General features: G+C 64.7%; 13 protein-coding genes. 2 read left to right on the forward strand and 11 right to left on the reverse strand.

The genetic code is table 11. The features are described 5' to 3' along the window. Positions 1–144 precede the first annotated feature (144 nt). From NCS28_RS23245 to NCS28_RS23255, 3 genes are all read right to left on the reverse strand, one after another. Positions 145–1227, reverse strand: a complete 1083-nt coding sequence (locus NCS28_RS23245; RefSeq protein ID WP_250516130.1) for an alpha/beta fold hydrolase — start codon at positions 1225–1227, stop codon at positions 145–147. Between the two features lie 94 nt (positions 1228–1321). Then, entirely contained in the window at positions 1322–2662 is a 1341-nt protein-coding gene (locus NCS28_RS23250; RefSeq protein WP_250516131.1) for a glycosyltransferase family protein, read from the reverse strand. 83 nt (positions 2663–2745) lie between these two features. Further along, complete coding sequence (locus NCS28_RS23255; protein WP_250516132.1) at positions 2746–3411, reverse strand: TetR/AcrR family transcriptional regulator; 666 nt, start codon at positions 3409–3411, stop codon at positions 2746–2748. A gap of 161 nt (positions 3412–3572) precedes the next feature. Here NCS28_RS23255 and NCS28_RS23260 point away from each other — a divergent pair, with 161 nt between their 5' ends. After that, positions 3573–3845 carry a hypothetical protein gene (locus NCS28_RS23260; protein ID WP_250516133.1) on the forward strand — a complete coding sequence of 91 codons (273 nt, stop codon included), beginning with the start codon at positions 3573–3575 and terminating at the stop codon, positions 3843–3845. 3 nt (positions 3846–3848) lie between these two features. On the opposite strand, the gene NCS28_RS23265 is transcribed toward NCS28_RS23260, so the two are convergent. From NCS28_RS23265 to NCS28_RS23300, 8 genes are read right to left on the reverse strand one after another with little or no spacing between them, the layout of a single operon-like run. Further along, the gene (locus tag NCS28_RS23265) at positions 3849–5123 is read right to left on the reverse strand and encodes an MSMEG_0569 family flavin-dependent oxidoreductase (protein WP_250516134.1); all 1275 of its coding nucleotides are present in this window, start codon (positions 5121–5123) and stop codon (positions 3849–3851) included. A gap of 25 nt (positions 5124–5148) precedes the next feature. Then, complete coding sequence (locus NCS28_RS23270; RefSeq protein ID WP_250516135.1) at positions 5149–5433, reverse strand: MSMEG_0570 family nitrogen starvation response protein; 285 nt, start codon at positions 5431–5433, stop codon at positions 5149–5151. 13 nt (positions 5434–5446) lie between these two features. Continuing rightward, positions 5447–6610 carry an MSMEG_0565 family glycosyltransferase gene (locus NCS28_RS23275; RefSeq protein ID WP_502801231.1) on the reverse strand — a complete coding sequence of 388 codons (1164 nt, stop codon included), beginning with the start codon at positions 6608–6610 and terminating at the stop codon, positions 5447–5449. Beyond that, positions 6598–7548 (reverse strand): sll0787 family AIR synthase-like protein, encoded by a 951-nt coding sequence (locus NCS28_RS23280; protein ID WP_250516136.1) that lies wholly within the window; start codon positions 7546–7548, stop codon positions 6598–6600. The genes NCS28_RS23275 and NCS28_RS23280 overlap by 13 nt, the downstream gene beginning before the upstream one ends. Continuing rightward, positions 7545–8105, reverse strand: coding sequence for an MSMEG_0567/Sll0786 family nitrogen starvation N-acetyltransferase (locus tag NCS28_RS23285; protein ID WP_250516137.1), 561 nt, complete (start codon positions 8103–8105; stop codon positions 7545–7547). Before NCS28_RS23285 ends, NCS28_RS23280 begins: the two co-directional genes overlap by 4 nt. Before the next feature lie 2 nt (positions 8106–8107). Continuing rightward, the gene (locus tag NCS28_RS23290; RefSeq protein ID WP_250516138.1) at positions 8108–9178 is read right to left on the reverse strand and encodes an MSMEG_0568 family radical SAM protein; all 1071 of its coding nucleotides are present in this window, start codon (positions 9176–9178) and stop codon (positions 8108–8110) included. After that, on the reverse strand, positions 9171–10178 hold the full coding sequence (locus NCS28_RS23295) for a Nit6803 family nitrilase (protein ID WP_250516139.1): 1008 nt from the start codon (positions 10176–10178) through the stop codon (positions 9171–9173). Before NCS28_RS23295 ends, NCS28_RS23290 begins: the two co-directional genes overlap by 8 nt. A 5-nt stretch (positions 10179–10183) precedes the next feature. Next, the gene (locus NCS28_RS23300; RefSeq protein ID WP_061177135.1) at positions 10184–10666 is read right to left on the reverse strand and encodes an MSMEG_0572/Sll0783 family nitrogen starvation response protein; all 483 of its coding nucleotides are present in this window, start codon (positions 10664–10666) and stop codon (positions 10184–10186) included. Between the two features lie 299 nt (positions 10667–10965). Here NCS28_RS23300 and NCS28_RS23305 point away from each other — a divergent pair, with 299 nt between their 5' ends. Then, the gene (locus tag NCS28_RS23305) at positions 10966–12357 is read left to right on the forward strand and encodes an aminotransferase-like domain-containing protein (RefSeq protein ID WP_250516182.1); all 1392 of its coding nucleotides are present in this window, start codon (positions 10966–10968) and stop codon (positions 12355–12357) included. The last annotated feature ends 23 nt before the right edge of the window (positions 12358–12380 follow it).

Consider the following 12380-nt stretch of genomic DNA (forward strand, 5'->3'; position numbering starts at 1 on the left):
GGCGCAGGAGGTCAGGCATCGCGTCACCGTTCTGCGAACCATTCTCGGGAGAGCCGCGCTTTGGCACATGAGGCGCATGTCCCGGTCGCGAACCGGGACACGGCGTTTTGGCGGCAGGAAAGCGGGACGTGGGTCCCGAAGGACTCAGGCGGGCGCGTCGAAGCCCGCGCGACGGGCAAGCACGATCGCCTGCGCGCGATTTTCGACTTCGAGCTTCGCGAAGATGCTGGTGATGTGATTGCGCACCGTCTTCTCGCTCAGCGCAAGGCGCGCGGCGATCTGCGCGTTGTCGCGCCCGCCCGCGATCAGTTCGACGATATCGCGCTCGCGCGGCGTCAGCGCGGAGAACGCAGGATCGCTCACTTGCGCCGACGGCAGGAACGCCCGAACCTCCTCGCGCCAGCGCTGCCAGGCGGCGTCGAATTCGAGCATGAGATGGTTCTCGCTTTCGAGCGGCACGAAGCGCGCGCCCGGAATTTGACCGGCGAGCAGCCGGCTTTCGTCGAAGGGCACACGCGCGTCGCCGCTCGCGTGCAGCACGAGCGTCGGGCATTGCACGCGCGGCAGCAGATCGACCACGTCGATGTCGTTGAACACGCGCATGATGCGCGCGGCGTTGTGCGGCGTGGTCGTGAGGCGTTCGAGCTCGTTGAACCAGTGATGCTGCTCCGGCGTGCCGCCCGGAATGAATTGCGTCGTGAAGAACTGCCGGAACGCCGGGTTCTGCTTGCCCCAGCCGAGTTCGGCGAGCTTCACGAGCATTTCCGCTTCCTCGCGCAGCGCCGGATCGTGCGTGCGCTTGAGCCGGCCGCGCGCGTAGCCGCCGTGCAGCACGAGATGCGTGACGCGCTCCGGATGCGCGACCGCATACGCGATGGCGATCGACGCGCCCTGCGATATCCCGAGCAGCGGAAAGCGTTCGAGGCCGCTCGCGTCGACGACGGTTTCGAGATCGCGCAGCCAGGCGTCGAAGGAAATGTCGGCGACATCGTGGTCGGAGAGACCGCAGCCGCGCTGATCGTAACGAATCAGCGTGTGACGGCCGCACAACTCCAGCATCAGATGGCTCCAGACCGGACTCGTGAAGTCCAGCTCCAGATGACTCAGCCAGTTCGCCGCCTTGATGAGCGGCGGCCCGGAGCCGCACGTCGCGTACGCGATGCGCACACCGTCGCTCGCCGGGCAAAGGCGGATCTGCTGCCGTGGCGTGGACGGGCGCGGCACCATCGGAGTGATGTGTAAGTAGGGACTACGTACAAAGGCGATGCCCGCGCGGCACCCCGCGCGTTTCGCTCATGCTCGCCCGTAATGCTTTGGAAAGTCAAGGACGGCGCGCGCCGCGCGTCTGGCTCGTCAGGTCGCCGTGGTGCATCGCGAGCGCGCGCAGCGACGGCCACATGTGCATGTAATGCACCATGAAGCTGTCGCGGCTCTGGAATTGGTACGGCGTGTTGATCGTCATGCAGTCGAGCAGATCGCGGCTCTCGGCGAGGCCGTGCCGTTGCAGGACCTTGATGAACACATCCTGATCGCCGCCGCTCGCATACGTCGACGATTTATCCGCGATTGCGCCGATCGTCTGTTCGATTTCCGTCAGCACGTCGAGGTTTTGCTGCGTGTTGCGAAAGCCCATGATGCCCGAGTTGAAATGCCAGCTCACGTCCGTCGCGATCACGCGGTCGCGGTTCGTCAGGAGCGGTTCGAGCGGCTTGCTTTGATCGACGACGAGCACGTCGGCATCGATCCAGAAGATCCATTCGTGCTCGGGGAGATGGCGCAGCAAGACCCACGGCTTGATCCAGTTGCCGCTCGCGCCCGGCCCCGCTTCCGGCGGCACTTCGCGATACAGATGCAGCGCATAGCCGTGCCGCTCGCAATAGCGCCGCAGATTGCGCTCGGCGATGGCGCCGTATTCGCGGATATTCGGCGTGTAGAGCATCGCGAGCGCAATCGGCGCGTCGCCGTTCACTGCCTCGTAGCGCGCTTCACCGGCTTCCAGCGTCGGCAAGTCGAGATACGGCAACCCGCGCCTTTGACGATCGTTGATGTGCTCCGCGAGCAGATCGCGCAAGTCGGCGAAAACCGGCTGGTTCTTTGGCGCGCCGGGAATGTCCGCGAGCGCGAGCGCGAATGCGGGCCATTCGGACCAGACCGGAGACACGTCCAGCCCGGCAAGCACGACGGGCACATGACCTCCGATCGCGACGTTGAACGCCAGCGGATCGAGCGCGCGCAGCAACTCGGACTCGCTGGCAAGCGTGCGGCCGCCGAACTTCGCGCCCTCGCAAAGACGTTCGACGTGCGCGCGCGCGGCGGGTGTATTGCGCCAGAGCTGGAACGCCGCCATCACACCTTCGGCCTCTTCGTTGCGATATGCGACGACGCAGTCCCGGCCGTCGTCGTGCATGAACGTCTCGCACGGGACGTCGCGCAACAGCAGGCAGTCCTGCGTGAGCAGCAGCACGAGATCGCCCTCGGCGCTTGCACGCAGCGTTCGCAGCAGCACCTGATACTTCTGCAGCATGCGCAGATGCGGCCAGCCGATCGCGCTCGTTTCGACGTAATCGTGCGCATAGGCATGCCGCGCGCAATAGCGGCGATGATTCTCGAACGATGCGCGCGCGTTGTCGTCGGCGAAAAAACTGATGACGCGGGTTGTCATGGCGATGCTCCGGGATATGCGTTCCTATCCGGGCGATTCTGGTCCCATAGTCGAGGCGCGAGCAAGCGCAACGACAGTTTGTTTCAGTCAGGTTTGCGTGCGTTGCGATCGTTTCGCGAAACGGCGGCGCGCCTCGGCAGCGTGGCGATGAACTGATCGATCGCCGCAAAGAGCGCCGCACTGCGCACGCCGTCCTGCGCCTGAATCGACAAGCCCGCGAACAGCGTCATGCACAACGCGGCGAGCGCCGGGACATCGGTACGCGCGTCGAGTTCGCCGTTCTCGACGCCTCGCGCGAGCCGCGCCGCAACGATCGACGCCACCTCGCGCCTGCGCTTGTGCATCTCGCTGCGCAACTGCGCATGTTCGGCGCCGACGGACATCGCGCCCAGAAAGATCATGCAGCCGCGTGGATTCGGCGCGCCGGTGAACAGCTCGACGCTCGTGCGGAACATCGCGCGCAGGCCGTCGCATACCGATTCGTGCGCCTGCAACTGCCTGAGCGCCGCGCCGCCTTCCGCATCCGTGTAGAGCTCGACCGCCTCGCGGTACAAATCTTCTTTGCTGCCGAACGCGGCGTAGAGGCTCGGCGAGTTAATGCCCATTGCGTCGACGAGATCGGCCATCGAGCAGGTGTCGAAGCCCTTGGCCCAGAACACTTCCATTGCGCTTCGCAAGGCCGCCTCGCGATCGAACGCGCGCGGCCGGCCGCGCGTCTTGTGCTGCGTCTCCCGCATTTCCGACGACATCTCTCGCTCCTCGCGCGCGCCGTGCCAGCGATTGATACGCGCAGTGAAATTCTGAATTATGTGTCGATCGTAACAAAATAACTGGACGCGGTCACGCGTCGATGTTTAAATATATGTATCGATCGCTACACAAATCTCGGAACCTTCTTAGGAGTATCGTCATGAAATCGACTTTGTCCGCGCTTGCCGTCGCGCTGCTGCTTATGAGCCCGCTGATGTCGTTCGCGCAAACCACCGCGACGGCGGCGTCGCCCGCGCCGTATTCGGTGTTCGTCGACCAGCCGACCGGCTTCACCTTCGTGAAGATGCCGTCGGGATGGAAGTTCGTCGGCGCGGTGTCGAAGGACGAAGCGCAGCATGTGCCGGCCAACGTGTTGACGTCGGTGTTGCCTGCCGATTCGGCGCGCGCCATCGATACCGCATCGGTCAAGTAAGCGTCACGCGCACGTAATCGACACGGCATCGGGCGCGCCCGCGCGCTCCGCGCAGATCGCATCGACGAGGTATTGCGCATCGCGCGCTACGCCCGAGAAGCGGCCCGATCCCCACGTGTGCAGCCACGGCAGGCCGACGAAATACAGCCCCGGAACCGCCGTCACCCCGCGTAGATGCGAAGGGTGCCCGCGTCCGTTGAACACAGGTGCGTCGAGCCAGCCGAAATCCGGCGTGAAGCCGATGCACCACACGACAGCTCCGATCCCGCTCGCTTCAATATCCAGTTCAACACGCTCTTCAGCCGGATGCCACAGCGGTTCGTAACGCGCGGCAGGCGGCGCATCGATGCCCTGCTTCGCGATGAAGCCGTCGATGCTCGCATTGATGCGGTTGTAGGTATCGTCGGCATCGTCGAGATTGGCGCGCAGATTCGGCGCGAAATGCAGCTTGCCGTCGCTGAAATCTTCCAGACGGCCGAACAGTTCCATGCCTTCCAGCGCGAAGTGGCGCAAGTCGATGTCGCGTCCGCCGTCGCGCCCCGTGACGTAGTGATTGGTGTTGTCACGCACGCCCTCGCGCAGCGGATGATCGGTCACGGGCATGTCGTAGTAGCGCATGTCGGCGAGCCAGTCGACCACATCGCGGCCGCGATAAAAACGGGCGCAGCGCGGCGCCTCGCCCACCGCGAGATGCACCTTGCGGCCCGACAGATGCAGATCCTCCGCGATCTGCGCGCCCGACTGTCCCGAGCCGACGACGAGCACCGCGCCCGGCGGCAACGCATCCGCATTGCGATAATCCGACGACTGCACCTGCGCGATACGCGCGGGCAAACGTTCGGCCATGCGCGGCACGATCGGCGTGTGATAGCCGCCCGAGGCCACCACGATCTGATCCGCCGTGAACTCGCCGCGCGTGCTTTTCACGTGATAGCGTCCATCCGCGCCACGCGCCACGCGCGTGACCGCCGCGCCTTCGAGCACCGGCGCATTCACCTTCTCGATGAAGCCATCGAGATACGCGATGATCTCATCCTTCTTCATGAAACCGTGGGGGTCCGCGCCGTCGTACGGATGCCCCGGCAGCGCGCATTGCCAGTTCGGTGTCACGAGGCAGAACGAGTCCCAGCGTTGCGTGCGCCACGTATGGGTGACGCTGTGCTTTTCGAGCACGAGATGATCGATGTTCGCCTGCTGCAAGAAGTAGCTGACCGACAAGCCCGCCTGCCCGCCACCGACGACGATCACGCTGCAATGCGTTGACTGGACGTTCGACATTTGCGCATCCTCTTCGACAAATGAATCAATCGAGCGCGAGCACGGTGACGCGCGCCTCGTGGGTAGCCATGAAGCGTCTCGCGTCCTCTTCGATGCGCGCGAGCTGATCGAGCGCCGCTGAGCACGCGAAGCCGTACTTTTCGCGCACGCGTTCCGAGCCGATATTGAGCGCCTCGCGCGAGCGCGCGACGAAATCGCCGACGCTATAGCTTTCGCCCGCCGTGAAGAACTCGCCGACGACGGTCGATGGCGAATAGCAATTCGCTTCGATGCCATCCGGCCAGCGAATTCGAAAGTGCATGACTGGCATGATCGCGTTTCCTTCAAGCGTTGAGCTTGCCGTAGATGTCGAGATGCCGCGACGCGCTCGCCTGCCATGAGAAGCGGTCGAGCAGCCCGGGCACGGCATGAGCGAAGTCGATGCCGCTCGCGCCGTCGATTGCTTTGACGAGCGCATCGGTGATCGAGGACGCGTCGTGAGGATCGGCGAAGACGCAGGTCGTATCGTCGAGATACTCGGTGAACGGCGCGACGCGCGACACGATCACCGGCCGCTCGCTCGCCAGCGCTTCGAGCACGACGAGCCCGAAACCTTCGCGCAGCGAGATCATCGAGACCGCGTCGGCCAGCCGATACAGCGCGGGCATCGATGCATCGGAGAGCGCGCCGGTCACGACGACCGGCGTGCCTTTCGCGCTCACGTCGAGTCGAAGTTCGGCGGCGCGCGCGAGAAAGCGGCGCGTATATGAATCATGATCGAGCAGGCTCGCGCCGCCCGCGAGCACGAGTTGCGCCGAAGGCAGTTGGGTATGCAACGATGCGAACGCATCGAGCAGCATCGACGTATTCTTGCGCGCCTCGATGCCGCCGACCGCGAGCACCACTGGCCCCGCGCCGATGCCGAAACGTTCGCGCAACGCATCGCGCTCATTGTCGGACGATGCGACGTAGCGCGTTCGGTCGATACCGTTCGTCACCGTCAGCGCCGCGATGCCGTATCGCGAACGCATCGTGCGCGTCCATGCATCGCTCACGCAGAGCACGGCGTCGGCGTCCTGCCATGCGCGTCGTTGCCAGTGCGCGAGTTGCGCATCGTCGAAATGATCGAGATGATGAACGGTGCGCACGAAGCCGCGAATCTTGCCCTGCGCTTTAAGCTCCGCAAGCGCATTTCCGCCGATGCTGTCCTGCGCATGCAGCACGTCGTAGCGACTCACGTTCTCTTCGACGAGTGCATGCTTCAACGCGCAAATGCGTTCATCGACCACGCCGACGAGACTGCCCCGCGCGCCTTCTATAAGCGCCAGCACTACACGGCAAGGCGACGCACGGAACATCGCTTCGCCCGCGCGGGCCGGCGCGAATAGCGTGACCTCGTGTCCTAACGCATGCAATGCGCGCCCGAGTTCGAGCGTATGCACGACGCCGCCGCGCGGGTTCACCGAATGCGTGAGCAGCGCGATGCGCATGCGGTTCATCGCGCGCATATGAACGGCTCCTCGCGCAGATTCCACAGCAACGCACGTTCCAAATCTCGTTCGATGACGACCTCGCGCGACGCATCCACTTCGCCGATCACCGCGCATGCAAGCGAGTGCGAAGCGAAGCGCGCGAGAACTTCGTCGACATGCTCTCGGCGCACGGAGAGCACGAACCCGAAGCTCGGAAACGCCGTGATCCAGCGTTCGATATCGACATCGGCGGGGCGCGGCAATGCATCGAGATCGATGCGCGCGCCGACGTTCGAGCATTCGAGCAGCATCAACGCGGTGCCGAGCGCGCCCGCCATGCTGATGTCCTTGGCGGCCTCGCACAGGCCGTCTTCGGACAGCGCGGGCAGCAGCTCGAAGTCCGCGCGCGCACGGCCATCGGGCGCGCCGACCGATGCATTCCAGAACGGATACGGCTCTTCGAATTGGCCGCGCAGATCGACGGCCATGACGAGCGCATCGCCGGGACGCGCATCGAAGCTCGTCAGCAGCTTGCGCGCACGCCCGACGATTGCGACCGCGAGTTGCGCGCCATCGCTGCGCACATTGCTGTGCCCGCCGACGATCGGCACGCCATACGCCGCCGATGCCGCCGCCATGCCCGCGAGCACGTCGCGCGCGTCGTCCTCGCTGCCGCTCCACAATGCATCGACGACGGCGATGGGACGGCCGCCCATCGCATAGATATCGCTGACGTTCACCATGACGCCGCTATAGCCCGCGAACCAGGGCTTCGTGCGAACGAAGTCGCTCACGAGACCTTCGATGGCGAAGAGCATGTAGCCGTCGCCATCGGGAATCGCCGCGCAATCGTCGCCTATCGCGATGCCTTGGGCGTCGTGAGGCAAGCGTGAGAGCACCTGCGAGATATCGCGCTTGTGACGAAAACCGCGGGTCTCGCGCAAGCGCTCGACCAGTTCGACGAGCGCGCTCACGACACTCTCCGCGCCAGCGCGACGAAGCCGCTTTGCGGCGTGACGCAAGGCGGATACGCATCGAGCTGCGCGCGCATCAGATGATGCGGCCGCCCGAACAGCGTTTCCTCGCTGAGCGACGTCCAGCTCAGACGCTGAAAGAGCGGCACGTTCTGTGCCTGAACGTGCGCGAGAAACGTCTCGCAACCCTGCGCATGCGCGCTCGACACGGCAAGCCGTATGAGCGTCGCGCCGATCTTCGCGTGCGAGCGAAACGCCGCGTGCACCGCGAGCCGCGAGCCGAGCCAGACGCCCGGTTCGCTCTCGTGGATACGCACCGTGCCGACGACCTGCTCGGGGATGCCTGCGACGCAACTCAACGCGACGAGCAGTTGCGCGCGCTCGTCGATCTCGTCGCGATCGTTGCCGACGAACACGCCCTGCTCGATGCAGAACACCGCGCGCCGCAGCTTGTATGCTTCGTGCGCTTCCCACGGCAGCGTCGCCCATTTCACGCGATATTCGACCGGCGTGTATTCGAGCGCGAGCGCATCGCCTTCAAGGGCATCGACGAACATGATCACACCTCGTACGATGAAAGCGACGAGCACGCGCCGCATTTGCCGCAGCCCGCCTTGATATCGGCGGAACGCATGCCGGCATCGGCCAGCATCGCGCCGATGGGTGCGAGCACCGAACGCATGAATTCGGGCGCGGGCGCGGGATGATCTTCGAGCGGCGTGCCGCTGATCGGCACGAAGGGCACGACGAACGGATATACGCCAATGGCGATACATTCACGGGCCGTATCGACGATGGCCTGAGCGCTATCGCCGAGTCCGGCGAGGATGTACGTGCTCACCTGCCCGCGCCCGAACACCTTCACCGCGGCTTCGAACGCTTGCATGTAGCGCGACACCGGCACCGTCGCCTTTCCCGGCATGATGCGTTCGCGCACGGCGGGCGTCACGGCTTCGAGATGCATGCCGAGCGTATCGACGCCGCTCGCCTTCATGCGCTCGAACCAGCGATCGTCGTCGGGCGGCTCGCATTGCGCCTGGATCGGCAGATTCACGGCGGCCTTGATCGCGAATGCGCTTTCGCAGAGGATGTGCGCGCCGCGATCGGGCGTCGGCGGCGTGCCGGTCGTGAGAACCATGTGCTTCACGCCGTCGAGCAACACGGCCGCGCGGGCCACTTCCGCGAGCTGCTCGGGCGTCTTGCGCGCGATCGTGCGCCCCGCCGCGAGCGATTGACCGATCGCGCAGAACTTGCACGACTTGCGCCGGCTCTCGTAACGGATGCATGTTTGCAGGACCGTCGTCGCGAGCACGTCGGCGCCGTGCAGCGTCGCGATGTGCGAATACGGCACGCCGTCGAGCGTCTGCATCGAATAGAAACGCGGCGCCTTCGGAAAGCTGATGTTCGCGATCGGAATGGCGTCGCGCATGAGCGCGCTGTTGCCGTGCGCATCGGGTCGCCCGGCGACGAACGGCGACTCCCATGCCGTGCTCGTGTGCACGGGCACCATGATCGTCACGCCATCGACGATCACCGCCTTGTGATCCGACGGCCCCGCGCCGCCGCGCCGGCTCGCGACACCCGCGCGCGGATCGACGAGCCGCAGGCCAGTCGATTGAAGCTCAGTCATCAATTGCCGGCTCGACGCCGGCAGGTTCTCTCTCGCGCTCATCGTCGTGGGTGTCCTTGAAAGATGTGACGGGCGATGCGGGGCGGTCGTTGATCGCAAGACTCAGCAACTCGGGACGCGCGTAGTGGCCGACGGAATCCATCATGCGTTTGCGCTTCGTGATGAGCGACATGTCCAGATCCGCGACGACCATGCCCTCGCCCTCACGCAACGGCTCGGCGAGATGCTGGCCTTCGGGCGAAACGATCGCCGTGTTGCAGCCGCCGCGCAGCGCGCGCTGAAGATTCGGATCGGGCGTGATGGCTTCGATCTGCGCATCGGTGAGCCAGCCCGTCGCATTGACGACGAAGCAGCCCGACTCCAGCGCGTGATGGCGGATCGTCACTTCGATCTGTTCGGCGAAGATCGGCCCGACGAGCGAGCCGGGAAACTGGCTGCAATGAATCTCTTCGTGCTGCGTCATCAATGCATAACGTGCGAGCGGGTTGTAGTGCTCCCAGCACGCGAGCGCGCCCACGCGCCCCACGTTTGTATCGACGACCTTCAGGCCCGCCGCGTCGCCTTGTCCCCAGATCATGCGTTCATGAAACGTCGGCGTGATCTTGCGGCGCTTGAGCGCGAGCTTGCCGTCCGTATCGAAGATGAGCTGCGTGTTGTAGAGGCTGCCGTGATCGCGCTCGTTCACGCCGAGCACGACGACCATGTTCGCGAGCCGCGCGCGTTGGGCGACCGCCTGCGTGACCGGCCCCGGCACCACGACCGCCTGCTCGTAAAGCTTCATGTGATCCGCGCCCGATGCGACCGGAGCGCGCACGAACGAGAAATACGGGTAATACGGCACGAAGGTTTCGGGGAACACGATCAGTTGCACGCCACGCGACGCGGCTTCGTCGATGGCCGCGCATACGCGCTCGAGCGTGCCGCCCGGATGCTCGAAGTCCGGCGCGATCTGCACGGCGGCGGCGCGCACGATGCGTTTCGTCGAAGGCGTCTCGGCCATGATCGTCACACGGTCCACGTATGGATGATGAGCGCGTTCTCCTTGCGATGAAGCAACTGGAGATCGAGCACGTCGAGCGGGTTGATCGGACGGATTCCTTCGATCAGCGACGCTTCGCCGTGTCCATACAGCGCCTGCAACGCGAAGCGGCATGCGTAGACCTTGCCGCCTTCTGCCATGAACTTCTGCAGTTGCTTGTTGAAGTTGAGATGGCCGGGAAAGGCTTCGTCGCCGAGTGTCGGGAAGCCCCGTTGTAGGCCGAGCGTGACGCCGGGGCCATAGAGCAGCACGGACGTGTCGAAGCCCTTGCGTTGCAGGCGCGTCGCCTGCAGCAGATTCACGAAGCCGATGGAGCCTTCGAACGCGACCGTATGAAACGTGACGAGCGCTTTCTCGCCGGGTTCGGCCTTCACGTCCTCGAAGACCTTCTCTTCGTAGTCGACCAGATAATCGCCGTTCTTGTGAAGCGGTTGACTGACTGCGGGCATGGCATTTCTCCGTGGTTGTCGTAGCGATGACGAACGCTCAAACGCAACGGATATGCCAATGATTGGCCCGCGAAATGCAATCACTTTGCGATCAAGCAAAACGAATTGGCGCGAGCGACGCGAAAATTTTCTGGCCGAGGCTCGATGGGCGGGCTTTCGCGGCATCGCTCGGATGCGCCGCGTGAACGGCGCGCGCACGCTTTCAGCGCAAAGGCGCGTGCGCATGGTGCGCGATACACCGAAGCCGTGCATCGATGCGATCAATGCAATCAAGTGCGATCGAACGGGGACATCGGACGATGAATCAGCCGGCGCATCACTGGATCAGAAAGCTCGAAGAGAGCAGAAAGCCCGCATACCTGACGATTCCCGATCTGATCGAGGAAGACCTCGTGAGTGGACGCTTGCGCCCGCGCGATCGTCTGCCAGGCTTGCGCGATCTCGCCGATCTGCTGAGCCTGAACTACACGACGGTCGCGCGCGCCTATGCCGAAGCACGCAAGCGCGGGCTGCTCGACGCGCGCGCGGGCAGCGGCACTTTCGTGCGCGGCAGAACGCAGACGTTGCCGCTCGCGGGCGGCAGCAGCATCGAGATGTCGATGAACATGCCGCCGGAGCCGGCCGCGCTCGCGGCGCGCCTGCGTGAATCGGCGGCGTCGCTCATGCGCGGCGCGGACCCGTATCAATTGCTGCGCTATCAGGATTTCGGCGGCACGGCGGCGGATCGCGCGGCGGGACGCGACTGGCTACGCGCCCGCGTGCCCGATTGCGATGCCGATACCGTGCTCGTGTGTCCGGGTATTCACGGCGCGCTCGTCGCGCTGGTGTCGCAGCTTGCGCGGCCTGGCGAAACCATTTGTCTCGACTCGCTCGCGTATCCCGGCATCAAAGCGATTGCGTCGCAACTGGGCGTGCGTTTGCAGGCGCTGGCACGCGACGACGAAGGACCGTTGCCGCATGCGTTCGAGGCGCTGTGCAAGTCGGAGAAGCCGGGCGGTTTCTATTGCAATCCGACCTTGCAGAATCCGAGCACGCTCACGTTGACGCGCCAGCGGCGTGAAGCGCTCGCCGACGTGGCGTTGCGATACAGCGTGCCGATCATCGAGGACGAGCCTTACGGGATGTTGCCGCCCGATGCGCCGCCCGCGTTGGCGACGCTTGCGCCTGAACTCACGTATCACGTGACCGGGTTATCGAAGACGCTCGGCGCGGGCTTGCGGATCGGGTATCTGAAAGCGCCGACGCCACGGCAGACGCAGCGCATCGCGGGCGCATTGCGGGCGACGACGGTCATGCCGAGTCCGTTCACCGTGTTGCTCGCGACGCACTGGATCAACGATGGCACCGCAGGGGACGTGCTTTGCGCGATCCGCGACGAAGCCGCGGCGCGGCAGGCGATTGCGGCGGTCGAGCTTGGTCAGCTTGCCTTCGATGCGGATCCGAACGGCTTTCATCTCTGGCTTCCCGTGCCGCCCATGTGTGACTGGAGTGCTTCCGAACTGGCGTTGCAGTTGCGCAATCAGGGCATCGGCGCGGTGGCCGGAGCCGCGTTTTCTACCGATGGCAATCCCCCGAATGCATTGCGCTTGTGTCTCGGTGGCCCGCAGGGGCGGGAGGATTGCCGCGAGGCCCTGCGGCGAGTGGCGGATGTGCTTGCCGATCCGCATCATCTGCATTTGCCTATGCTTTGAGGTGTCTTGTATTCGCCGGATCC

The organism is Caballeronia sp. INDeC2 (genome assembly GCF_023631325.1).
Classification (GTDB): domain Bacteria; phylum Pseudomonadota; class Gammaproteobacteria; order Burkholderiales; family Burkholderiaceae; genus Caballeronia.